At 63.7% G+C, this 23,263-nt stretch carries 25 protein-coding genes; 6 read left to right on the top strand and 19 right to left on the bottom strand.

Annotated features, from left to right (window positions below; all coding sequences use genetic code 11):
- The coding region (locus AB3X99_RS14810; RefSeq protein ID WP_368617330.1) for a hypothetical protein at positions 1 to 254 on the top strand (254 nt) is incomplete at its 5' end.
- On the top strand, positions 251 to 691 hold the full coding sequence (locus tag AB3X99_RS14805) for a hypothetical protein (RefSeq protein WP_069268906.1): 441 nt from the start codon (positions 251 to 253) through the stop codon (positions 689 to 691). The genes AB3X99_RS14810 and AB3X99_RS14805, both read left to right, overlap by 4 nt.
- 430 nt (positions 692 to 1,121) lie before the next feature.
- Here AB3X99_RS14805 and AB3X99_RS14800 read toward each other — a convergent pair whose 3' ends face one another.
- The 4 genes from AB3X99_RS14800 to AB3X99_RS14785 form a co-directional block, all read right to left on the bottom strand.
- Complete coding sequence (locus tag AB3X99_RS14800) at positions 1,122 to 1,262, bottom strand: hypothetical protein (protein ID WP_368617351.1); 141 nt, start codon at positions 1,260 to 1,262, stop codon at positions 1,122 to 1,124.
- A 22-nt stretch (positions 1,263 to 1,284) separates the two neighbouring features.
- A complete protein-coding gene (locus tag AB3X99_RS14795; protein ID WP_368617329.1) occupies positions 1,285 to 2,322 on the bottom strand; it encodes a porin in 1,038 nt (345 codons plus the stop codon).
- A 139-nt stretch (positions 2,323 to 2,461) separates the two neighbouring features.
- Positions 2,462 to 4,993: a glucose/quinate/shikimate family membrane-bound PQQ-dependent dehydrogenase gene (locus AB3X99_RS14790; protein WP_342947518.1), complete on the bottom strand. Its 2,532-nt coding sequence runs from the start codon at positions 4,991 to 4,993 to the stop codon at positions 2,462 to 2,464.
- A gap of 54 nt (positions 4,994 to 5,047) precedes the next feature.
- Positions 5,048 to 6,151: a porin gene (locus AB3X99_RS14785; RefSeq protein WP_342947517.1), complete on the bottom strand. Its 1,104-nt coding sequence runs from the start codon at positions 6,149 to 6,151 to the stop codon at positions 5,048 to 5,050.
- A 23-nt stretch (positions 6,152 to 6,174) separates the two neighbouring features.
- Here AB3X99_RS14785 and AB3X99_RS14780 point away from each other — a divergent pair, with 23 nt between their 5' ends.
- Complete coding sequence (locus tag AB3X99_RS14780; protein WP_368617350.1) at positions 6,175 to 6,564, top strand: hypothetical protein; 390 nt, start codon at positions 6,175 to 6,177, stop codon at positions 6,562 to 6,564.
- Between the two features lie 6 nt (positions 6,565 to 6,570).
- Here AB3X99_RS14780 and AB3X99_RS14775 read toward each other — a convergent pair whose 3' ends face one another.
- From AB3X99_RS14775 to AB3X99_RS14720, 12 genes are all read right to left on the bottom strand, one after another.
- Positions 6,571 to 7,257 (bottom strand): trimeric intracellular cation channel family protein, encoded by a 687-nt coding sequence (locus AB3X99_RS14775; RefSeq protein WP_069268908.1) that lies wholly within the window; start codon positions 7,255 to 7,257, stop codon positions 6,571 to 6,573.
- A 32-nt stretch (positions 7,258 to 7,289) separates the two neighbouring features.
- Positions 7,290 to 7,418 carry a hypothetical protein gene (locus tag AB3X99_RS14770; protein WP_368617328.1) on the bottom strand — a complete coding sequence of 43 codons (129 nt, stop codon included), beginning with the start codon at positions 7,416 to 7,418 and terminating at the stop codon, positions 7,290 to 7,292.
- A gap of 56 nt (positions 7,419 to 7,474) precedes the next feature.
- Positions 7,475 to 7,903 (bottom strand): MarR family winged helix-turn-helix transcriptional regulator, encoded by a 429-nt coding sequence (locus tag AB3X99_RS14765; RefSeq protein WP_368617327.1) that lies wholly within the window; start codon positions 7,901 to 7,903, stop codon positions 7,475 to 7,477.
- 208 nt (positions 7,904 to 8,111) lie between these two features.
- Entirely contained in the window at positions 8,112 to 9,272 is a 1,161-nt protein-coding gene (locus tag AB3X99_RS14760; RefSeq protein ID WP_069268903.1) for a porin, read from the bottom strand.
- Between the two features lie 484 nt (positions 9,273 to 9,756).
- Entirely contained in the window at positions 9,757 to 10,491 is a 735-nt protein-coding gene (locus AB3X99_RS14755; RefSeq protein ID WP_368617326.1) for an ABC transporter substrate-binding protein, read from the bottom strand.
- 84 nt (positions 10,492 to 10,575) lie between these two features.
- The gene (gene benD / locus AB3X99_RS14750; RefSeq protein WP_368617325.1) at positions 10,576 to 11,352 is read right to left on the bottom strand and encodes a benzoate diol dehydrogenase BenD; all 777 of its coding nucleotides are present in this window, start codon (positions 11,350 to 11,352) and stop codon (positions 10,576 to 10,578) included.
- Positions 11,349 to 12,371: a benzoate 1,2-dioxygenase electron transfer component BenC gene (benC, locus tag AB3X99_RS14745; protein ID WP_069268900.1), complete on the bottom strand. Its 1,023-nt coding sequence runs from the start codon at positions 12,369 to 12,371 to the stop codon at positions 11,349 to 11,351. The genes benD and benC overlap by 4 nt, the downstream gene beginning before the upstream one ends.
- 52 nt (positions 12,372 to 12,423) lie before the next feature.
- Entirely contained in the window at positions 12,424 to 12,912 is a 489-nt protein-coding gene (gene benB / locus AB3X99_RS14740; RefSeq protein WP_368617324.1) for a benzoate 1,2-dioxygenase small subunit, read from the bottom strand.
- Positions 12,909 to 14,279 (bottom strand): Rieske 2Fe-2S domain-containing protein, encoded by a 1,371-nt coding sequence (locus AB3X99_RS14735; RefSeq protein WP_368617323.1) that lies wholly within the window; start codon positions 14,277 to 14,279, stop codon positions 12,909 to 12,911. The genes benB and AB3X99_RS14735 overlap by 4 nt, the downstream gene beginning before the upstream one ends.
- A gap of 114 nt (positions 14,280 to 14,393) precedes the next feature.
- Positions 14,394 to 15,329, bottom strand: a complete 936-nt coding sequence (catA, locus tag AB3X99_RS14730; protein ID WP_368617322.1) for a catechol 1,2-dioxygenase — start codon at positions 15,327 to 15,329, stop codon at positions 14,394 to 14,396.
- A gap of 44 nt (positions 15,330 to 15,373) precedes the next feature.
- Complete coding sequence (gene catC / locus AB3X99_RS14725) at positions 15,374 to 15,664, bottom strand: muconolactone Delta-isomerase (protein WP_368617321.1); 291 nt, start codon at positions 15,662 to 15,664, stop codon at positions 15,374 to 15,376.
- A gap of 28 nt (positions 15,665 to 15,692) precedes the next feature.
- Positions 15,693 to 16,829 (bottom strand): muconate/chloromuconate family cycloisomerase, encoded by a 1,137-nt coding sequence (locus tag AB3X99_RS14720; RefSeq protein WP_368617320.1) that lies wholly within the window; start codon positions 16,827 to 16,829, stop codon positions 15,693 to 15,695.
- A gap of 195 nt (positions 16,830 to 17,024) precedes the next feature.
- Between AB3X99_RS14720 and AB3X99_RS14715 the strand changes: the two genes are divergently transcribed.
- Positions 17,025 to 17,945, top strand: coding sequence for a LysR family transcriptional regulator (locus tag AB3X99_RS14715; protein WP_069268894.1), 921 nt, complete (start codon positions 17,025 to 17,027; stop codon positions 17,943 to 17,945).
- 57 nt (positions 17,946 to 18,002) lie between these two features.
- Here the strand turns inward: AB3X99_RS14715 and AB3X99_RS14710 are convergent, their stop codons facing one another.
- The 3 genes from AB3X99_RS14710 to ssuD all read right to left on the bottom strand — a co-directional run bounded on the left by AB3X99_RS14710 (position 18,003) and on the right by ssuD (position 20,873).
- Entirely contained in the window at positions 18,003 to 19,328 is a 1,326-nt protein-coding gene (locus AB3X99_RS14710; protein ID WP_368617319.1) for a type II toxin-antitoxin system HipA family toxin, read from the bottom strand.
- A gap of 2 nt (positions 19,329 to 19,330) precedes the next feature.
- Positions 19,331 to 19,576: a helix-turn-helix domain-containing protein gene (locus AB3X99_RS14705; protein ID WP_368606392.1), complete on the bottom strand. Its 246-nt coding sequence runs from the start codon at positions 19,574 to 19,576 to the stop codon at positions 19,331 to 19,333.
- Positions 19,577 to 19,727: 151 nt separating this feature from the next.
- Positions 19,728 to 20,873, bottom strand: a complete 1,146-nt coding sequence (ssuD, locus tag AB3X99_RS14700; RefSeq protein WP_069268891.1) for an FMNH2-dependent alkanesulfonate monooxygenase — start codon at positions 20,871 to 20,873, stop codon at positions 19,728 to 19,730.
- Positions 20,874 to 21,091: 218 nt separating this feature from the next.
- On the opposite strand from ssuD, the gene AB3X99_RS14695 reads away from it, so the two are divergent.
- A complete protein-coding gene (locus AB3X99_RS14695; protein WP_342947508.1) occupies positions 21,092 to 21,469 on the top strand; it encodes a DUF427 domain-containing protein in 378 nt (125 codons plus the stop codon).
- A 149-nt stretch (positions 21,470 to 21,618) separates the two neighbouring features.
- A complete protein-coding gene (locus AB3X99_RS14690) occupies positions 21,619 to 23,121 on the top strand; it encodes a GGDEF domain-containing protein (RefSeq protein ID WP_069268889.1) in 1,503 nt (500 codons plus the stop codon).
- The last annotated feature ends 142 nt before the right edge of the window (positions 23,122 to 23,263 follow it).

Raw genomic sequence — 23,263 nt, 5'->3', positions numbered from 1 at the left:
TGTCCAGCTCGCGCATCGTCATTGTTATCCGTTCTGTTGCCGCCATTAAAGCTCCCAAACACTGGATTCCCAGCGATCTGTTAGCTTACGATCGTCCAAAAAGCGGACATCTGAACTTGGCTAAAAGCGGACACTACAACTTAGCCCGTACAAACAAAAAGTTCGATAATTTATGTTATGTAAAATCTAATAACGTCCACCGGGCACATCTCCTGCGCCGCGAACGCATGCCGCCTCACTGGAGGAACCCATGACGCCCGCCCCCACATCCGGGCAACCACCCGGCGCCGGTTCCCACCCAGAGCCAACGCGCGCACAGCGCGTCGCCGCCTGGCTCGGTCTGTGCGCGGTGCCGCTCATCTGGCTGCTGCATCTGGCGCTCGGCGTCACGCTCGTTTCCACGGCCTGCGCCGACGTCGTCACGCAGGATCCGATGCCAGGCTGGCACGGCACGCAGTGGATCCTCGGCATCGCCTCGGTTTGTGCGCTCGTGCTTGCACTCGCCATTACCTACGCCGCCGGCCGCGCCTGGCGCAAGATTGCCTACGTCGCGCACGAAAAACGCGACGCCAACCGCTTCGTCGCCTGGTGCGGAGCGACGGCTTCCGTGGCCTTCACTTTTGGTCTCGCTTTTTCGATCTGCATACTGATCGCGGTACCGATCGAGCGCCTCTGCACGGCCTTCGACTAGGCGTCGCGATCTCCGCGTTGCAAACACCGCCAGACAGCCCGAATGCGCCAGCGTTAGCGAGCGAGGCCTTTTCTTTGGATTGCAGATGATCGCCTCGGACCAACGCACTCGCCGAAGCGCGAGATCCACGAAATTCCCGGCGTTATTGCCGCGACCGTTGCGCTCGCAGCGTAGTCTGAGGAAACGTCAGAAAAGCAAGTTTTACCGTATTTTCGCGGCCATCACGACAGGGGCGAATCGGCAAAAGGCAACGGAGCAATTTGGCCGGGCAAGTCCCCGCATTTCGCCCAATTGAATGGAGTGCTTCCGACGTACAGTCACATCCGTCGGCATGGACGCATGTGAAACCGCCTGCCGATTCCAGGGAGATCGGAAGTGAAATCGGTAAGTATGACTATGTATCAGGTCGCACGATTCGTTATCCGATGGATCAGATGACGGGATCGTAACGCCATCCCTCGCGGCTCCATTGCATCGTATGCGTCGGCGCGAGCGCGGCGATGAAATCGGCGTCCTGCGAGGCCACGATCGGCGCGCCCGGGAAGTCCGCTAGCGCCACTTTATCGTGCAATGCCCGGCGCAAGCCGTACGCTTTAAAAGCGGTCGATCATGCCGAACTGCACGCCGCGCACAGGCGCACCCGGCCAGGACGGCGGAAGGCCGGTGACGTTCACGCCGCGCAGCGTGAAGGTCGCCTGATTGCGATTGCGCAGCCACCCTGCGCTCGCGTAGAGCAGCACGCGCTTCGAAAGGTCGTACTCGCATGCGGCGCTGAACTGGTCGGCGTCGTTGTCGGCGCCCGAGAGGTCGTGCACCCACGCGTAACCCAGTGAAGCGCGAAACCGCGAGGTCACCGCATAGCGCGCCGAGACCGAAACGCCGTTGTTGTGGTTGCGCGGCGTGCCGCCATCGCCATTGAAGTACGCGAGAAACCCGGTCACCGGCCCGAGCACATACGACACGCCGCCCAGATTGGCTCGCAGCGCGCCATCGCCGTTTTGCTGTTGATGCGCCCAGGAGATGCGAAACGGTCCGTGCCGCCACTCGACGGTTTCGATGTTGCCGGCCAGCCCGTTGCTGCCCGTGGACGGATCGCGCAGCGAGGCCATCAGCGTGGTCGAGAAACCGTAGATGTCGGGAGACAGATACGTGATCGCGTTGCTTTCATAAGGCGTGATCTTCGACAGATTGTTGAGGCCCGAAGCGATGGCGCCCGCGCCGAACGCGTCGAGCTGTCCCTTGAACGGGATATAGATCGGCGAGTATTGCCGCCCCACGCGCACCGTGCCCCACTGCGTGCCGAGTCCTATCCACGCCTGGCGGTTGAAGATCGTGTTCGCTACTGCAAAGGTGCCGTCGTTGGAGCCGAAGCCGTTTTCCAGCTCGAACAATATCTTCATGCCGCCGCCGATATCCTCCACGCCCCGCAGCCCGAAGCGCGAGCCGCGATACGCGCCCGAGTCCATGCGCGCGACCCAGCCCGCGCCCGGATTCGTCACTTCGATGCTCGTGTCGAGCGCCCCGTACAGCGTGACCGAGCTTTGCGCGTGTGCGCTTATCGTGTGCAACGTGGCGAAGGTTGCCGCAGACAACACCGCCCAGGCGCGCGCTGCGCGCAATGTTCGACTCATGTGGGAAAAGCGGGTGAAGCGCACGAGCGGTGCGTCGCATGCTGCATGAGGGGCGGCAGGCGTCGTGCTTGTGACCTGCCGCCGCGTGGAAAAACCGCAACCGCGGCCACCCGGTGCAGCCGGGGCGGCCGCGTGTTGCTTATTGCTTCGGCAGCGCGTAGGCAATCACGTAGTCGCCGAGCTTCGTGCCGAACGAGCCGTGCCCGCCTGCCGCGATCACGACGAACTGGCGGCCGTTCACCGCGTACGTCATCGGCGTGGCCTGGCCGCCCGCCGGCAGCCGCGCTTGCCAGAGCCGGTTGCCGTTGTTCACGTCGAAGGCGCGCAGGTAGTTGTCCGCCGTCGCGCCGATGAAGATCACGCCGCCCGCCGTCACCATCGGACCGCCCAGCATCGGCATGCCCGTGCGGAAGGCCACGGGAATCGGCGAACTGTCACGCGTCGTGCCGATGCGCTTTTTCCAGACGATCTGGTTGGTCTTCAGGTCGACGACGGAGATATAACCCCACGCCGGCTGCTTGCAAGGCAAACCGATCGGCGACATGAACGGATTGAGCGTCACGCCGTAAGGCACGCCGTATTGCGGCTGGATGCCCGCCTCCGTGCCGCTGCCCTTCGCGCCCGGCTGCGGCTCGAGCGGATTGCCCGGCCCGCGTGGGATGAGCCGCGAGACGAACGGCAGCGCGATGGGGTTCGCCACGGCGATCTGCCGGTCGGTGTCGATGGCGAGGCCGCCCCATTCGAACATGCCGAGGTTGCCCGGGAAGATCAGCGAGCCTTGCAGCGAAGGCGGCGTGAACGTGCCTTCATAGCGCAGCTGGTGGAACATCACGCGGCAGATGAGCTGGTCGTACATCGTGGCGCCCCACATGTCGGCGTCGGTAAGATTCTTCGACGGCCGGAACGTGAGCGCCGAGAACGGCTGCGTGGCCGAGACGTGGTCGCCGGGCGCCGCGCCCTGCGGCACCGGCATTTCGGGCGCGGGCACCACGAGTGCCCCCGTGCGGCGGTCGAGTACGAACAGGTTGCCCGTCTTCGCAGGCGCGTACACCACCGGCACGGTCTTGCCGTCCTTGTCGGTGATGTCGGCGAGCGTGGGCTGCGAGGGCTGATCCATGTCCCACAGGTCGTGGTGCACCGTCTGGTAGAACCAGGCGAGCTTGCCGGTCGACGCGTGCAGCGCGAGCAGGCCCGTTGCGTAGCGCTCGAGGTCGGGCGTGCGGTCGCCGCCCCAGATGTCCGGCGTCTTCACGCCCATCGGCAGATAAACGATGTCGAGCTTCGCATCGTAGGCGGCCGGCGCCCACGAGTTCGGCGAATTCCACACGTAGTGCTCGCCAGGGCCCGGAATCTTGTTCGGGTCCGCCGCGCCCGGATCGAACGCCCACAGCAGTTCGCCCGTGCGCACGTCGAAGCCGCGGATCACGCCGGAGGGCTCGCGCGTCGAGAAGTTGTCTTCCACGGCGCCTGCCACGACGATCACCTTGTTCGTGACGATCGGCGGCGAGGTGGGCTCGTACATGCCCGGCGTCGTGACCGGCATGGCGTGCTGCAGGTCGAGGTCGCCGTTGTTGCCGAAGCCCGCGCAGCGCTCGCCCGTCAGCGCATCGAGTGCATACAGGTGGCCGTCGTTCACGGGCAGCAGGATGCGTCGCATGCAGGTGCCGTTCGCGGCGGCAGACGTTGCTGCGGCCGCGGGTGCGCTCGCGGGCGCGGCGGCTTGCGTTGCCGACGCGGGATCACTGGCTGGCCCACCCGCTTCGGTTCCGGAAGCCGCCGCGGCGTCCGATGCGGCCGCGGGCGTTGTCGCCGTCGCTCCCAGGTCCGCCGCCGCGGCGTTCACGGACGCCGCCGAAAGGTCCACGAACGACACGCCCCGGCAGGTCACGTGCTGGAACGAAGGATCGGCCTGAAGCTTCGGATCGAACTTCCATTTGAGCTCGCCGGTTTGGGCGTCGAGCGCGAACAGGATCTGGTGCGGCGAGCACAGGTAAAGCAGATCGCCGATCTTGATCGGCGTGACTTCGTTGGTGATCTCGACCGGATCGTTGGGGCCTTTCATGTCGCCGGTGCGGAAGGTCCAGGCCACCTGGAGGTTATGCACGTTCTCGGGCGTGATCTGCTGCAGCGGGGAATAGCGCGTGCCTTGCTGGTCGCGTCCATAAGCGGGCCATTCGGACGGCTCGATGCCGTCGACGTTCGGCGCCGGCGTGGCCCTCACCGCCGCGAGCGAGCCGTTGATCTGCTGCGGGTCGTTGAAATGCGCATACACGAGCACGCCGCCCCATACGAGCAGCCCGACCACGAGCGCAAGCACGCCGAACTGGCGCGGGCGCTCCAGATGCCAGCTCATGAGCACGAGCAGCCAGATGCCGAACACCACCAGCACGCCCGAGCGCGGCACGAGCGCCCAGAAGTCCGGCCCCGACTCCCAGAGGCCCCAGATCGCCGTCCCGATCAGCACGATCGCATAGAGCACGAACGCCGAGGGGCTCGCGCGCCACAGCAGCCACGCGAAGACGAGCAGCAGCACGCCCGTCACGACGTAGTAAGGCGAGCCGCCGAGCGACATGAGCCACACGCCGCCAGCCAGCAGATACACCGCCGTGAGCAAGGTGAACAGCACGGAGATGACGCCGATGAAGCCCAGCGGTTTCGATAGTCTGGCCATGATCTCAACCCTTCCTCGAAGAATGTCGTCTGCGATGGCGGAAAAAGCGTGGCGTCAGAACACGTGCATCATCCCCACGTAGGCGCCCGTCTGCGATTGGCCAGCCATGGGGCTGGTCGGCGTGCTCGAGTCGCGCGGCGTCGCGAACACCGAGAACGTGCCGTTCTTGCTGTTGTCCACATACGCGACCGTGCCATACAGGAACGTGCGCGCACTGAGGTTGTACGTCGCGCCCAGCGCGTAGAGCATGGCGTGGCTCGCGGGGTCGTGCGAGGCGTCGCCGCCGCCCTCGCCTACATGAATATAGAAACCCGCGGCGGTCACCGCCCACTTCGGGGTGGCCTGCCAGGTCGCGCCCAGCCAGTAGTGGTCGGCCGTATCGGAAATGCCGGGCGGCGAATCGGGTGCGGAGTAATGCGTGTACGCCGCCTGGATCTTGAACTTCTGCACGCGCAGGTTGCCGCCCACGAAGTATTCGCGCGAGGCCGTGAAGATGTTGGAAAAGCGCCCGCTCGAATCGCGTAGTTCGTCGTAGATGCCGCGCAGGTCGAAGAGCGGCGAGTGATACGAGAGCATGATGCCGTCCGAGCGGCCGAACTCGCCTTCGGCGCCGGCGTTGAAGTTGCCTGGCTGGTTGCCGAACGAATACTGGCCCTGCACGTCGAGGCCGTTCCATACCGGGCTGTGATACTCGACGTTGTTGCTCGTTTGCTGCCAGTTGCGCCCGCGCACGAGCGAGGCCGACGACACTGCCTGCTGCACGAACGGATCGAATGCCCACACGCCGTCGCTGTCGATGAAGAGATTACGGCCGGCTTGCAGTTGCCCCCATGTGTCGTTCTTCAAACCCACATAGGCGCGGCGCGACCAGAGCCGGCCGCCGCCCGTGGTGCCGTTCATGATCTGCACGGCGGTTTCGAGGTTGAAGATCGCGGCGCTGCCGCCGCCCAGGTCCTCAGTGCCCTTGAGGCCGAACATGCTGGTGCCCCAGTCGCCGCCTTCGGCGCTCCAGCGGCTCGAACTGCCGCCGTTGCCGTTCGCGATGTGATTGAGGTATTCGATGCCGCCATCCACGCGGCCATACATCGTGACGCTCGATTGTGCGCTCGCGGCCGAACTGGCGGCGAGCAGCACGACTACGCCCAGAGTCGCTTTCACGTTGGCTCCCTCGTGGAGTCTTCTTGCTTGATCCGGTCCATGCCGGGGCGGATAACGTGGTTGAACGTGCAGACAAGCCGGCGTGGCCGAGCCGATGCCGGCCACATCGCGCACCAAAAAGCATAGCGCGTGGTGAAGAAAGCCGCATTCTGGCTGGACGGCGAATGACGCACAGTTGCATGCGCGCGACGGCGGTGGTGGCGCAGAGCATTTCGCGTGCCGCGCCGCACCATGCGCGGCGCATCGCGGGGCGAACGCCAGGCGCTAGAACCACGCACGACAAGCCGCACGCGAACGGGGCGTCGATCCGCGCGCACCACAACGCGACGCTCTCGAACATCCGCAGCTTCGGCCCGAAGATCAGCGCGGTGCGAACGGGACGAAATCGCGTTCGAACCCATGGCGTAAGGTGATTGGCGCTAGCGCGCGTCGTGCCGCGAATCGGCCTTCGCGGCGTCGCCACGCTGGGCAGTTTGTGGCTGAGCCGAGCGCGCAGCGTGAAAAACCGGCAAACGCCAGCCGAAGTAGAGCGCCGCCAGTCGCAGCGCCACGCACGAAATCACGGCCACCCAGGGCGTCCAGAACGTCGACCAGCCCGCATACGTGAGCCCCACCTGCACGGCGGCCCCTAGCAGCGCCGCCGACGCATAGATCTCGCGCTCGAGAATGGCAGGCACGCGCGAGAGCAGCACGTCGCGCATCACACCGCCGCCCACCGCGCTCACGATGCCGAGGAGGATGGCCGGCTCCGCACTCTGGCTGTACGCAAGCGCCTTCTGCGCGCCTGCCACCGCAAAGAGTCCAAGACCGATCGCATCGAACAACAGCACGGGATGACGCAGCCGCCGCACCTGCGGATACGCGGCAATGGTCAGCCCCGTAGCCAGCAGCGTGACGGCGAGGTAGGCCCAGTTCGCGAGCCCCGCTGGCGGCACCGCGCCGATGCACAGATCGCGGATGATGCCGCCGCCGCACGCCACCATGAAGCTCACGACGACGATGCCGAACAGATCCAGCCGCCGCTGCCGCGCGGCAACGGCGCCAGAGATCGCGAAGGCGAATGTGCCGATCAGGTCGAGTACCGTATAGGCCGTGTGAGCGTTGATATGCGCGCCCACGTGCGCCCCGAGTGCCACGCTCACGCCGCCTCGCTTTCGCGGCCGAGCCAGGCGGCGGCCGCGCACAGCATCGCTTCGAGGCCGGTGCGTAAGGTGGGGTCGAGCAGCGCGCCAATGGCGGGCGCCACGGTTTCGACCAGATGCGTCATGGGCGACTCCTTCATGCGTATTTCATTGTGCAATGTGCGGCGTGTGCGCCGCGATCTCAAACACCGTCGATCAGGCTCTGCGCAAGCTTGGCGAGCAACTGGTCGAGCGTCTTGCGCTCGTGTTCGGTGAGGACGGCCGCGAGTTCGGCTTCGAGCTTCGAGCCGGCCTTTTCCGAGGCTTTCGCCACTTTCGCGCCCTCGGGCGTGACGCGCAGCACGACGCTGCGCCGGTCTTGCGCATGCGTGCCGCGGCCAATCAGGCCACGCGATTCGAGTTCGCCGAGCGTTTTGGAAAGCAGCGTTTTTTCGATGAGCGCGCGCTGCGAAACGGCCTTGGGCGTGATGCCCGGCTCGGCGCGGATGATGCGCAGCACGCGCATGGCACGCACGTCGAGGTCCCAGCGCTCGCGGTAGACCGCGTTGGCGCGATCCATCAGCAGCGCGCTCGTTTGATCGAGCCTGAAGGTGAGGAAATCCGAATACAAATGCGTGCTCCCATCCGTACGCTAGCTGGACGCCAGTATAGTCAAATAGTTGAAAATTTCAACTATCTGGATCGGGGAAACACGATCGAGCGGATGCAGGGATGCGGATGTGACAACGCGGCGGGCCCTCGTTCGAGAGGAAGCCCGCCGCGCAGGGGGAAACGTCCGGCGGGGACAGATGCCCCGCGGACGTCATCGCCGAATCGACTTAGAACGCGTGACGCATGCCCACCGTCACGGCAACCTGCGTATCGGTCGACGAAGGCGAAAGCGTGTTGATCATGGCGTGCGAAAGCACCGAGCCTTGCGGTGCGCCGTGCACGTTCTGGTATACGCCTTCGAGGTAGAAGTCGGTGCGCTTGCTGACGGCGTAGTCCGTTTGCAGCATCGCCGTGTTCCAGCCCGGGTTCGTGCCGTTGTAGGCGCCGTGCGTGTACGTGTACGCACCCGAAACGCTCCATGCCGGCGTGAGCGCGTATTTCACGTTCGCTTCGAAGTTGTCGAGGCGCAGCGAACCGGCGAGCGAGCCGGCCGAGTCGTCGTTCGAGCCAAGATAGGTGCCCGTGCCGAACGAGTAGACGCCTGAGGCGTTGTCGATCTGCGAATGGCTCCAGACCAGACCCACCGTCGCGGGGCCGTACGTGTAGTTGCCGCCGAGCGACCAGACGCGTTGACGTTCCGCCAGGAAGTTCGCGCTCGTGTCGCTGGAGGTGACCGCGCCGCTGCTGTTGCCCGCATTGTTGAACTGCAGGTAGCCGGCTGCGAGGTTCAGCGGGCCCTGGCTATACGAAACGGCGAAACCGTACGAGCGGTTGTTCGCGAAGTCGCCGGCCTTGTTGCTGAACGAGTACATCGTCTCGAACGTCACGCCGTACCAGGTCGGGCTCGCGTACTTGACGGAGTTGTTGATGACCACCGAGTTCGCGGCGAGGTTGTCGTTCTCGAACGGGTGAGCCGCGAGGCTGCCGCCCCACGTGTTGAATTCTGCCGTGAGCGGGCCGACGAGGTCGTTCATCACGTCGAACTGGCGGCCGAACGTCAGCGTGCCGTACGGATCGCTTTGCAGGCCCACCCACGCTTGCGAGCCGAAGCCGAGGCCCGAGAACGCCTGCGCACCGTTGTTGAGCAGGAAGCCTTGTTCGAGCTTGAAGATTGCGTGCAGACCGCCGCCCAGATCTTCCGAACCCTTGAGGCCGAACACCGTATTCTGCGTGGAGCTGCTGTTGAGCTGCCAGTTGCTATGGCCGAACTGGTTGTTCGTGTAGACGAGACCGGTGTCGATCAGGCCGTAGAGGGTCACGCTGCTTTGCGCGTGCGCCGAAATAGCAAAGGCGCTCAGAAGTGCCGCGGCGAGTAGCGATTTTTTCATGTTTTTAAGCTCCGGATTGGGCGGTGGGTCAATGCATCGAATTCAGGCGGCCGGCACCATCGACGTGCAATCTCATATGCGTGCATTCCATTTCGGTGCGGATTCAAAATCGAAAAGCAATCCACCGATGATTATTGCGAGTTACGCAATTGACCAGTGTTGATATAGCAATGGAAAAAATGGAAATCGTACGGTGAGTGCGGTGCGAATCGAACACCCGCATCATAGGGTGCCGAAAATAAAAATGGTGTCGAAATCGAGTGACGTGGCGTCGATGGCACAACCACGCCCGGCAAGGCTCGACGCACGTCGAGGAATGTGCGGGGCGTGAATATCGTCGAGACAATTACATAATGCTTTCGAAGCGATGCATTAAGCCAGGCGAGAAAGGCCGATTATCTTCATCGAGAATCCCTGAGCTAATCGGCCCTGTGGAGCGCGTTGATTATTCTTTTAATGCGCACTCTCTTTTGGCTTGATTCGTTCAAGCAGCCGGCGCAACCGATGCGCCCGCTATGGCGTGACGCTCCAATGCCTGCGCGACGAATCCCGATGCCTTCATCGTTTCGACAAACGCACCAAGCGCTTCGGCGGCCTGCGGACCGCGGCGCTTCGCGACGCCCATGGCCTGGCGAATCACCATGAAGCGTTCGTCGAGCAGACGCAAGCCGCCGGCTTTCGCGGCATCGGCTTCGAGTTGCTGCTTCACCCCTGCGGCCACTTCGAGCCCTTGTTCGAGGAAGGTCTGCACGACGGTGGGCGAAGTCGGTGCGCGCACGATTTGCGCCTGCTTCAGTTCACGCGTGAGAAAAAGATCGTAGGCACTGCCCTTGCCCACGGCCACGCGGTTATGCGGTTGATCGACTTCGGCATTGGTGCGCACCGGCGAATCGTTGCGAACCAGATAAAAGCCTTCGATCAACACATAAGGCGCGGTGAACGCGATCGTTTCGCCTCGCTTGGGATCAACGGCAAAGAAGCAAAAGTCCGCGCGTTCGTCGCTCACGGCTTCGACGGACTTGCCCGCTGCGTCGAATACGACAAGTTCGAGCGGCACACCCAAATGCTGCGCGAAAGCGCGCGCGAGATCGACGGAAACGCCGAACGGTTCGCCCGACGCCGCATCGCGATTCGCGAGTATCGGATTGCCGAGATTGATGGAGGCGCGCAACGTGCCCGTGGGCGCGAAGGCTTTGACGACATCGGGATCGATGGACATGGGGAACGCGGGGCGAAATCGGGGTCTTTCGAGCATATCACCCCGCCCGCCTGTGCGCGCCCACCATCACCACGCGTTCATCGCTCAGCCCGTGTCCCCACCGGCGACCGGCAAGATCGAACCGGTGATATAGCTCGCCTCGTCCGAAGCGAGAAAGAGGATCGGCGCGACCTGTTCGTCGAGACTGCCGTAGCGCTTGAAGAAGGTCGAATCGGTGACCTGGCGCACCGCCTCGCCCATCCAGGCCTTTTCCTGCTCGCTGTCGCCCGCGGCATTGCGCGGAATGCGGCGCGGCGGCGCTTCGGTGCCGCCCGGCGCCGTGGCGACCACGCGGATATTGTGCTCCGCGTATTCCATCGCCAGCGACTGCGTCATCGCATTCACGCCGCCCTTCGCTGCCGAATACGGCACGCGGCGAATACCGCGCGTGGCGTTCGACGACACGTTGACGATGGTTCCGCGCCCGCGTTCGAGCAAATGCGGCAGCACGGCATGGCACGCGTAAAGCGTGGGCATGAGCGAGCGGCGGATTTCCGCATCGATCTGCGCAGGCTCGAATTCCGCGAACGGACGCATGCGGATGGCGCCGCCCACGCCGTTGATCAGAATGTCGATGCCGCCAAACGTCTGCGCGGCGAAATCCATTGCCGCTTTCGCGCCTTCATACGTTTCGAGGTCGGCGACGAAGCCCGCCGTTTGCGCGCCCTGCGCCTCGGCCGCGACTTCGGCCACGAAATCCGCCCGATCGACGAACACCACCTGGCCGCCTTCGGCCGCTACCCGCAGCGCCACGCCGCGGCCAATTCCCTGCGCCGCCCCGGTGACGACGACTACCTTGCCTGCGAATCGTTGCATGATCATGCCGCCTTCGGGACTACGTTGGGAGTGAACTTCTCGTAGTGGAAGCTGTTGGGCTTCACGCCTTCGTCGTCGAAATACTTGCGTACGGCGTCCACCATCGGCGGCGGGCCGCACAGATACACGTCGACGTCGCCGTCGTTCAGGGCGTCCGCGGGAATATGCTGCGTGACCCAGCCTTTACGCGGATGAGTCGAATCCGCGTCGGCGATCACGGTAGCGAAGCTGAAGTTCGGCAGCTTCGCCGCGTAGGCTTCGATGGCTTCAACGAGCACCAGGTCGAGGTCGCGGGTCACGCCGTAGATCAGGTGCACCTTCTGCTGCGCGTTGGTGCGCGCGAGCACTTCCAGCATCGAGAGGAACGGCGCGAGACCCGTGCCGCCCGCGAGGAACAGCAGCGGCCGCTGCACGTCGCGCAGATAGAAGCTGCCGAGCGGCCCCGTCAATTCGAGCTTCGTGCCCGCTTGTGCGGCTTCGAGCCACGTGCTCATCACGCCGCCCGGAATCTTCTTGATCAGGAAGCTGATTTTCGATTCGCCCGGTGCGGAAGAGAAGGAATACGAACGATGCTGGCCGCTGCCCGGCACGTCGATGTTGACGTACTGGCCCGGCAGGAACACGGGACCCGCTGCGTCGACATCCAGTTCGAGCACGACCGCGGCGTCGTTGTGCTGTTCGACCTTCGCCACCGTGGCCGCGAACTTGCTCTGCCCTGTCTTGCAGACCGTGGAAGACGCGGGAATGGCGATCACACAATCGCTTTCCGGCACCATCTGGCAGGTGAGCACGAGACCGCTGTCCTTTTCGTCTTCGGTCAGCGCGTCTTCGATAAAGTCTTCGCCCAGGTCGTAGCTGCCGCTTTCCGCGCGGCACTTGCAGGTGCCGCACACGCCGTCCGAGCAATCCATCGGCAGGTTGATGCGCGCGCGAAAGGCCGCATCGAGCACTTTTTCGCCCGCCTTGCAGTCGATGAAACGCGTGACGCCGTCTTCGAAATTGAGTGCAATCTTGTAGCTGGACATGGTGTCTCCTTCTATCCCATGTTGAAACTGAGGCTCGATGTCGAACGTGACTTCACACGTGATAGACGTCGAGCACCTGCCGGATGTAGTCGTTCTTCAGCACGATCTTTTTGTAGGCAATCAGGAAGCCGTCGCCGGCCTTACGCAACGTGACGAACATCGTGCCGAAAAAATGGTCCGTGGCCCGGTAGCGATGATTGAGCGTGTGGAAGTTGTAGCGCACTTCCACTTCGTCGCCGCGGTCCGCCAGCACTTCCACGTTCGTGACGTTGTGGCTCGTGCGCGGCTCCGGCATCGAAGCGCCGCTGCGTTCGGTCTTGATGCGGAACACACGGTCTTCGAGGCCGCCGCGATCCGGGTAGTACATCAGCGAGATCTGCGATTCGTGGTCGTCGGTGAGCTGGTCATCGTCGTCCCACGCGGGCATCCAGTACGTGACGTCTTCTGCGTAGCAGGCGAGCCATTCTTCCCACTGGCGATCGTCGAGCAGGCGCGCTTCGCGGTACAGCGCGGCGCAGATCTTCTGGTAATCGTTGCTCATGCCTGCGCTCCCGCTTGTGCGTGGTTCAGTTCCTGCTTGAGGGCGTCGCGCATGGCGTGCACCCAGTACTCGTGCTGAACCACGAACAACCCTTCGTCTTCGCTGCGTTCGCCGGAAATGACCGGCTTGAGGCCCATCTTCTTTGCGTTGTCGTCCGCGCCTTCGACCCACAGTGGTGCGCCGCGCGAGAGATCGTTCCACATCGCCGTCGTGCCGGCGTAACCCGCCTGGCAGGCGCGGAACTCTTCGAGGTCGTCGGCGGTGCCCATGCCCGTGACGTTGAAGAAGTCCTCGTACTGGCGAATGCGCGTCGCACGATCTTCCGCGTTCTCGCCCTTCGGCCCGAAGCAGAAAATGTTCACTTCGGTCTTGTCCACGCTGATCGGGCGCACCACGCGAATCTGCGTGCTGAACTGGTCCATCAGGAACACGTTCGGGTAGAGGCACAGGTTTCTCGTCTGGTTGACGATGAAATCGGCCTGCACTTCCCCCACGCGCGCCCTGATTTCGTCGCGATGCTTGTAGACCGGCCGCACTTCGGGGTTCATCGTGTTCGTCCACAAGAGGATGTGGCCGTGGTCGAAGCCGTAAACACCCGCCACCGACTTGCTCCAGCTATTGGCGTCCACCGCCTGGGTGCCGTCTTCCTTGCGGCGGCCCATGGTCGCGGCGTAATTCCAGTGCACGGTGCTGACGTGGTAGCCGTCGCAGCCGTTCTCCATCTGCATCTTCCAGTTGCCGTCGTAGACATACGAGGAGTTGCCGCGCAGCACTTCGAGGCCGCTCGGCGACTGGTCGACGATCTGGTCGATGATGATCTTCGCTTCGCCGAGGTAGTCTTCGAGCGGCTGCACGTCGGCGTTGAGGCTGCCGAACAGAAAGCCCCGGTAGTTCTCGAAGCGCGCGACCTTCTTCAGGTCATGCGAGCCCTGCTTGTTGAATTGCACGGGGTATTCCGTGGTCTTTTCATCCTTCACCTTGAGCAGCTTGCCGGTGTTGGAGAACGTCCAGCCGTGGAACGGACAGGTGAAGCTGCCCTTGTTGCCGTGCTTGCGCCGGCACAGCATGGCGCCTTTGTGCGCGCAGGCGTTGATCACGGCGTTGAGCGTGCCGGTCTTGTCGCGCGTGATGACGACCGGTTGACGACCGAGCCACGTGGTGTAGTAGTCGTTGTTTTCGGGAATCTGGCTTTCGTGCGCGAGGTACACCCAGTTCTTCTCGAAGATGTATTTCATCTCCAGTTCGAACAGGTCGGCATTGGTGAAGATGTCGCGTCGGCAACGGAACACACCGTTTTGCTTGTCGTCCTGCACGGCGGTGGACAGCAGATGATCCAGGTCACTGGCTTTGTCGATGATGGCTGACATATTAGCTCTCCTATGCATACTCCACACGCAGTACGGAGTTCCTGCATCGGTGTCGAAAGATGATCGCGAAGAAAGGAGTGGCGGCGGCAACGTGCCGCCGCCATGCTGGGGCGATTACGCCGTCGCTGCGGCGCGCAGGCGATGGACGAGCTGGTTGTCCTTGCCCTGGACCAGCGGCGTGAGCGTGAAGTTGAACTCGATGTCCTTGTACGTGTCGGCTTTCAGGCCGAGCGGGGTGCCACCGGTCTTTTCGGCCACATGCGGAATCAGCTCTTCACGCGTCGCGTAGGCGAAGTCGTCCCAAATGAGCGGGTCACCTTCGATATTGAATTGCGTGGTGAGCTTGCGGCTGTTATCCGCCGTCACGAAGAAGTGAACGTGCGCCGGGCGGTTGCCGTGGCGGCCGAGGCCGTCCAGCAGACGCTGGGTCGAACCCTGCGGCGGGCAACCGTAACCCACCGGCATCAGCGTGCGGAATTCGTACTTGCCGTCCGCGCCGGTCTTCACCGCGCCGCGCAGGTTGAAGTCGTCCTGTGCGCCGGTCGGGTCGAAGTGCGAGTAGAAGCCCTTCGAATTGGCGTGCCAGCATTCGACCAGGGCGCCGGCGAGCGGCTTGCCGTCGAGGCCGGTGACCGTGCCGTGAATGACGAGCGGGCCGGCATCGGCGTCGGCGTTCAGGTCGATGCGCGAAACGCTCTCGCGCACCGGCGCGCCTGCCACATACAGCGGCCCTTCGATCGTGCGCGGCGTGCCGCCTTCGAGACCCACCGCCTTGTCTGCGGCGTCCATGCGGATGTCGAGGTACTTCTCGAGGCCGAGGCCGGCGGCGAGCAGCGCCGCTTCGCCGTCCTGGCCGAGCTTGTTCAGATAGTTCACACCGGCCCAGACCTCATCGGGCGTGATGTCGAGATCGTCGATGGCCTTGAACAGGTCGCCCAGCAGCCGATAAACGACCTGCTGGAAACGCGCGTTGCCGCTGCTGCCGTTGAGATTCGCAGCGGCCTTCAGCAGGTCCTGCACTTCCTTCGTGTCGAATACTTTTGCGCTCATGGTGTTTGTCTCCTGGTGCTTGCTGGTATTGAGGGGGAATCAGCTCAAGCGTCGTTGGCCCTGACGGAGGACGGGTGGCGACACAACGGCGTGACCGTTATCTTCATGTACGGGAAAAGCGGCAAGGCGGTGAGAATGTCGTGCAGCTCTGCATTACTCTCTACGTCGAAGATGCTGTAGTTCGCGTACTCGCCCACCACTCGCCAGATATGGCGCCACTTGCCGCTGCGCTGCAGTTCCTGCGAGTACTCTTTTTCGCGCGCCTTGATTTCGTTGGCGACATTGGCCGGCATGTCGGCCGGGATGTTCACATCCATGCGTACGTGGAATAGCATCGTCTTGTCCGTTTATCAGGTGTCCGGATTACTTCGTGACTTTCATCAGGCCTTCGCGGGTGAAGCGCTTGACCTTCGCTTCGTCCAGTTCGATGCCCAGGCCCGGACCGTTCGGCACGGTCAGCGCGAAGTTGCTGTAGTCCAGCGGGGTCGTCAGAATTTCTTCGGTGATCAGCAAGGGGCCGAACAGTTCGGTGCCCCACTGCAGGTTGGCGAAGCTCGCGAACAGATGCGCCGACGCCACTGTGCTGAACGCGCCTTCGAGCATCGTGCCGCCGTACAGTTCGATACCCGCGGCGTCCGCAATCGTGGCCACGCGCTGCGCCGCGAACAGCCCGCCGCTCTGTTCGATCTTGATGGCGAACACATCGGCGCCCTCGTTCTTCGCGATCTCGAACGCGCTTTCCGGTCCCTGCAGGATTTCGTCGGCCATCAATGCCACCGGGAAGCGGCGCATGAGGCGCGCCAGCGCCGCGGGCGAAGCCACCGGCTGCTCGACCAGTTCGCAGCCGGCGTCCGCCAGCGCCGGAATCGCCCAGGCCGCCTGCGTCTCGCTCCAGGCCATGTTGACGTCCACGCGCACAGCGGCACGATCGCCCACCGCCTTCTTGATGTCGGCCACGTGCTTGATGTCGGTCTTGAACTCCTTCGCGCCGATTTTCAGCTTGAAGATATTGTGACGGCGCACTTCCAGCATCGCCTCGGCTTCGGCGATGTCTTTGGCGGTATCGCCCGAAGCGAGCGTCCATGCCACCGGCAAGCGTTCGCGGCGGCGGCCGCCCAGCAGTTCGCTCACCGGCACGCCAAGGCGCTTGCCCTGCGCATCGAGCAGCGCGGTTTCCAGCGCGCACTTGGCGAAGTGATTGACCTTCACGAGCTTGCCCAGATGCGCCATGAGCGCCTGGATTCGCGTGGCGTCCTGGCCGATCATCGCCGGGGCGAAGTAGGCGTCGATCGCCAGCTTCATCGCTTCCGGGCTTTCCGGACCGTAGGCCATGCCGGCGATCGTCGTACCTTCACCGATGCCGGTTACGCCATCGCTGCAATACACCTTCACCAGCATCAGGGTTTGCCCGTACATCGTGGCGACGGACAGCTTGTGAGGGCGAATCGTCGGCAGATCGACGAGGCGGGTTTCGATACGTTCGATCGTGGCGGAAGTCATCTCGAAGGCTGCGTAAGTGAAGAAGGTATGGTGGATTTATACATGCCGCGCCTGAGCCTGATCCAATACTATTTGCGTCAAATTCCATACCTTTATAATATGGAAACCCCGCAATCACCCATAAATAGGCCAATATTGCAGCGCATCATATTTTCAGAGTATTGACAATTTGATGGCGTCATTTGGGAAGGAACCATGGATCTCCGCCAGCTTCGTTACTTCGTTGCCGTCGTGCGCGAGCGCAATTTCACGCGCGCCGCGGAACAGCTTTGCATCGCTCAACCGCCGCTGAGCCGGCAGATTCAGTTGCTCGAACAAGAGATCGGCGTGCCCCTTCTGATTCGCAATACGCGACCGGTGCGCACGACCGATGCGGGACGTCTCGTCTACGAGCAGGCCATGCAGATTCTTGGGCGCGTCGAACAATTGCAGGCGACGGCCAAACACGTGGGACTGCATCACCGCACCGTGCTGTCGATTGGCTTCGTCGCCTCCGTTCTGTATTCGGGACTGCCGCCGTTGATGCGCAAGCTGCGCCAGAATGCGCCGGAACTCGACATCCAGATGGTCGAACTGATGTCGGTGCAACAGATCGAGGCGTTGAAGGAAGGCCGTATCGACATCGGCTTCGGACGCGTGCGCCACAGCGACCCCAACGTGGCCGGGATCGTCCTGCGCGAAGAGCCGCTGGCGGTGGTGGTGCCGATCGGCAGCGAGATGGCGCAGGAATCCACACCCATCCCCATCGAGCAACTGGCCGGGCAGAAACTGATTGTTTATCCCAAGGAGCCGCGCCCCAGCTTTGCCGATCAGGTATTGAACGTGTTGCACGGCGACGGCGTGCAACCGGGTGAAGTGCTGGAAGTGCGGGAAATCCAGACGGCGCTGGGGCTCGTCGCGGCCGAGTTCGGCGTATGCGTGATCCCCGCATCAGCGCGGCAGTTGCGGCAGGACGTGCACTACCGGCTGATAGACAGCGACCACGCGACCTCGCCAATCATCCTGAATCACCGCGTGAACGACAATTCAGTCTACGTCGATCTCGTGAAGCAACTGGTCAAGGAAATGTACGCCGAGCCTCAAACGTGGCTGCCTTCGAAGAAGCAAAAGTCGTGAAGCGATGTGCCGTCTAGGCCTGTTCGTTCAGGAATTCGCGTACGGCGGCGCACACCGTCACTGCGCAGCCAGTCGCTCCGCCGAAAAACGCAAGCCGTCGAAGAGTCGCTCGGCTACCCGCTCGGGAAAGCCTTCGGGTAGCGCCGCCGCGACTTCCTCTATCGCACCGGGCGTACGCGCCAGCACGCGCTCGATCAGCGGGCCCGCATCCGGCCCGTAGTGGCACAGCCGCGCGGTGGCGTCGAAATGCGTGCGCTTCACGTCGCGCATGCGATAGTGGCGCGCCTTGCCCCACACCGCCATGGCGAGCGACGCCTTGTGCCACGACCATTGATTGCCGCCGTCGCCCTCGACGGGCCAGATCGACATGACGTCATAGAGCGGCGCGAGCTGAAAGCGTCCTGCCGGCAGCAGGCGGATGCTGAAATTCTTCGCGTGGCCGTCCGGCGCCGCGAGCATCCAGAAGACGATTTGCGCAGTGAGAAACGTTTCGATGTCTTCCCGTGCCTGCAGCGACTGGCGCAGGAGACCCGCAATTTCACGCACGCCGGGGCCGCCATGCGCTTCGTACTTGCGATGCGGCGGCACGCCGAGCGCCTGGCAGAAGTCCTCCTGCGGCAGGCGCAGCAAGCCACCGGCGCGCGAGCGCGTGCGATCGAAGCGCTCCACGCTGAGCACCTTCTGCGCGCCGAAGTGGAGTATCTGCGCTTGCGAAGCAGGCAACCCATAGGCCCTCAGCAATGCCAGGCAAAGCCATTCGTTTTCGACCGAGGTATTGAAGTCCACCTTGCGATGGCCGATCAGCCCGAGTGGCAGCTTGAGAATATGCGTGGTAGGCGTGGCGCCGCGCGGCAGCAGCCATTTGCCGCGGTGGCGCAGGAGCGCGGTCTTCTCCTGCGCGCCCGCTAGCGAAATGCGCAGATCGTCAGTCTCGCGCGCGCCACCGGGCAGCGCGCCGGCCGTTTCGAGCAGCAGGCGCTCGATGACGGCATCGCTCAGCGCGGTGCCTTCGACGCGGTCGACGCGCCCCGGCGTTTCGTCCTCGCCCAGCAGTTGCACCGCGCCCACGCAATCGCGCCCGATGGCCTTGAGCAGGTCGAAGGCCTCGAGCGTATCGGTGCGAAAGCGCGTGGCGATGCGGCGGCGGATGGGCTCGCTGTCGGGCAGGAGATTGTCGAAATAGTGCTGCACGCGCTCACCGCGCAACGGCACGTCGCCGATGCCGAACGGCAGCGAGAGCGAAAGCGGCCGGCCCACGGCCGAGCGCTTCCAGGCGTCGTCATAACGCAGCTCGGTGTCGCCGGCGGACGTCATGACCCACGTGCCCACACGCTCGCCGTTGGCCCAGATCGATAGCGCGCGCGAATGCGATTTGCGGCCCATGCTCACCACTCCGGCGCGCCGGCCGCCGCCTCGCGCGATTGCACGCAGAATTCCAGCCCGTAGAGCGCGAAAAGCGCGAGCATCTGCTCGAGCGAGAGGCTGGCGGCACCCGTGGTTTCGAGCGCGGAAAGACGCGGCTGGCCGATGCCGAGATGCGCCGCGGCCTGCGCCTGGGTCATGCCGCGCGCCTTGCGGGCCGATTGCAGAATCTCGCCAAGCCCGCCTGGCGTCTGGACGATGATCTTCATGGCATATTCCTGTGAGGCATAAACCGATTATATGCCTGTGGGGAATATTTCGCCAATATCATTCACACGAATAAAACGGACATATCGCTCGCACGAATAATCGTCCGGCAAGGCTCCAGGAACCGGCCCCGGTTGCCGCGCACGGCGATGCTCACGCGCGAGCGGCCTGCTGCGCCCGCTCATGCGCACGCACGTCGAACGCGCCGCCCGTCAGAGCCTGGTCGCGCAGCGTCACCGGTTTCTTGCCCGGTAGCAGCGGGAACACCAGTTCGGCGAAGCGAATCGCCTCTTCGAGGTGAGGATAGCCGGAGAGCACGAAACTGTCCGCGCCGGCATCCACGTATTCCTTGAGGCGCGCCGCCACGGTTTGCGGATCGCCCACGAGCGCCGTGCCCGCGCCGCCGCGCACGAGGCCCACGCCGGCCCACAGGTTCGGACTGATCTCGAGCTTGTCCCGGCTGCCGCCGTGCAGCTCGGCCATGCGGCGCTGGCCCACCGAATCCATGCTCGCGTAGTTTTCCTGGGCGCGGCGGATATCGTCGTCGTCGAGCTTGCTGATGAGGCGCTCAGCAGCGGCCCACGCTTCGTCGTTGGTCTCGCGCACGATCACGTGCAGGCGCACGCCGAGCTTGAGCGTGCGTCCATGGCGTGCCGCCCGCGCGCGGATATCGGCGAACTTCTGCGCGACGGCCTCGGGCGGCTCGCCCCACGTGAGATAGGCGTCCACGTGCTTTGCCGCCAGTTCGTGCGCCGCCGGCGAGGAGCCGCCGAAATACAGCGGCGGATGCGGCGTCTGGACCGGTGCGTGAAAGTTCTGCGCGCCCTGCACGCGCAAATGCTTGCCCTCGAAGTTCACCGTCTCGCCGCGCAGCAGGTCGCGCCAGATCGTCAGGAATTCGTCGGCGGCTTCATAGCGCTCGTCGTGCGCGAGGAACACGCCGTCGGCCGCGAGTTCGGTGGCGTCGCCGCCCGGCACGACGTTGAGCAGCAAACGGCCGTTCAACGCCTGGTCGAGCGTGGCCGCCTGGCGCGCCGAAGCGGTGGGACCGCCGAGCGACGTGCGCAGCGCGACGAGCAGCTTGATGCGCTGCGTGACGGGCGCGAGGCTCGCCGCCGTCACCCACGGGTCGAGGCAGCTGCTCCCGGTGGGAATGAGGAGGCCGTCGTAGCCGAGCTCTTCGGCGGTCACGGCGATCTGGCGCATATAGGCGTTGGTCGGCGCGCGGCCGAAATCGGATTTGCCGAGGTAGCGGGTGTCGCCGGAAGTCGGCAAGAACCAGAAGATATCGAGGCTCATCAGTGATCCTGCTGCGGGTAAATGAAGGCGCGGGTGAAGACTGGAAGCACGATGGCGCGCGGCGCAATCGCGTGACTATCGCCGCCCGTGCGTCGAACTCTGTCGCGCCCTCATTGAAACAGCCTGCAGCGTTTTCCCCTACCAGTTAATCTGCAATTGCATATGATGTATTCGGCTAAACGTCCGCATTTCCTACCCCTTTCGCGAGGAACCCAGCCATGGACACACGGACCGTCAAAATTCCCGGCCCCGATCATCCGATCACGGTCGAACCGGCGCGCACACACGTGGTGGTGACAGCAGGCGGCCGCGTGATCGCCGACACGCGCCGCGCGCTCACGCTGCGCGAGGCGAGCTATCCGGCCGTGTTCTACATACCGCGCGAGGACGCCGACATGTCGCTGCTCTCACGCACGGAACACAAGACCTGGTGCCCGTACAAGGGCGAGGCTTCGTACTATTCGATCACGCCAGGCGGCGAGCGAGCCATAAACGCAATATGGACTTATGAAACGCCGCATGAAGCGGTGTCGGCAATCAAGGACCATCTTGCGTTCTACCCGGATCGTGTCGATTCGATCGAGACGTCCGACTGAGCGCCCTGCGCCGCCTTTCGATGCGGAACGTATCGCCATGCGACGCGACATCTGCATCGTCGATGCCCACTCGGGCCCCAAGGTGTGCCAGGATTCGGTAATTCGTGCGGCGCAGCCCGCCGCACCCCGTTCCCTTACATCCAACCGACATGCAACAAGGCACCCCGGCCACCGCGGCCAGTTTTGCCAACATGGGCGTCGATCTGCTCGACTTCTTCGACGTAACGCCCACTTCGCTGTGGCTCGAAGACTATAGCCAGCTGCGAGCGCTGTTCGACAGCTGGCGCGCACAAGGCGTGACCAGCCTGCGCCAGTTCCTCGAAGACGATCCGCGCCGCGTGGCCGAATGCTCGGCCTGCATTCGCGTGCTCAAGGTCAACCGCCATACGCTCGATCTTTACGGTGCGCGCGACTATGAAGAACTTGCCGCGCATCTTCCGCAGGTGCTGCGCGACGACATGTTCCAGGCACACGTCGGAGAGCTCGAGCAGATGTGGGCCGGGCACAGCACGTTCGAGAGCAAGAGCGTGAACTACACGCTGCGCGGCCGGCGCATGGACATCCTGTTGCGCGGCGTGATTCTGCCGGGCCACGAAGCCGACTGGAGCCGCGTGCTCGTGGCGATCGAAGATGTCTCGGCGCTCGAAGAAGCGCGCCATCGGGCGACGGTGAGCGAGCAATACGCGCTCGGCGTTTTCGAACACTCGCCGGTATCGCTGTGGGTCGAAAACTTCTCTGCCATTCGCGAGCTGCTCAACGAGGTCCGTGAGCAGGGCATCGTCGACTTTCGTACCTTTACCGACGTGCACCCCGAATTTGTCGAGCGCTGCATGAGCGAAATCCAGGTGCTCGACGTCAATCACTACACGCTGGGCATGTTTCGCGCACCGGACAAAGCCACGCTGCTCGCGCGCCTGCCCGAGGTGTTCCGCGACGAAATGCGCCCGCACTTTCGCGAGCAGCTGCTCGATCTCTGGGAAGGCCGCCTCTTTCAGCAGCGAGAGGTGGTGAACTACGCGCTCGACGGCAGCGAGGTCAACGTACACCTGCAGTTTTCCGTGTTCCCAGGCCACGAAGCGCAGTGGGACCTCGTGCTGCTCGCGCTCACCGACATCACGGCGCGCAAGAAAGCCGAGGCCTACCTCGAATTCCTCGGCAAGCACGACGTGCTCACGAAGCTCAAGAACCGCTCGTTCTATGTGGACGAACTCAACCGACTGCATCGCAAGGGGCCGTTCCCGGTGAGCGCGATCGTCGTCGATATGGACAATCTGAAGACGGTGAACGACCAGCTCGGCCACGCCGCCGGCGACGCGTTGCTGCGCCGCGCCGGTGAAGTGCTCGCGAAAGCGATCCAGAAGCCCTGGCAGGCTGCGCGCATTGGCGGCGACGAATTCGCCGTACTGATGCCTGGCGCCGATCTGCGCGATGCGGAAACCGTGGTGGACAGCATCAACAAACTGGTGGAGTTGAACAACCAGTTCTACGGCGGACCGAAGCTGAGCTTTTCAATGGGCTTTGCCAGCTGCGAGGAAGGCGAAAGCGTGGAAGCGATGCTGCGTGAAGCAGACGCGGCGATGTACGAGGCCAAGCGCCGCCGCAACGAAACGAGCCGCACGTCGCTGGAAACCGACGCGGCGCGTGATGCCTGAAGCCCGAGGCGCGCAAAAAGCTTCGGATACCGTAAGAAAAGCGGGGAAGAAAAAGCGGCCGGCATGTGAGCATGCCGGCTTGCCGAAGGCCTTGCGCCCTCGTTTCACACACTCAGGCTAGCGGCGTGACGCCACCGGCCTG

It is taken from the genome of Paraburkholderia sp. BR10882, assembly GCF_040948855.1.
In the GTDB taxonomy this organism is placed as follows: Bacteria; Pseudomonadota; Gammaproteobacteria; order Burkholderiales; family Burkholderiaceae; genus Paraburkholderia; species Paraburkholderia nodosa_A.
The sequence above is the reverse complement of the archived record's forward strand: the minus strand, read 5'-3'. Positions and strand labels throughout refer to the sequence as shown.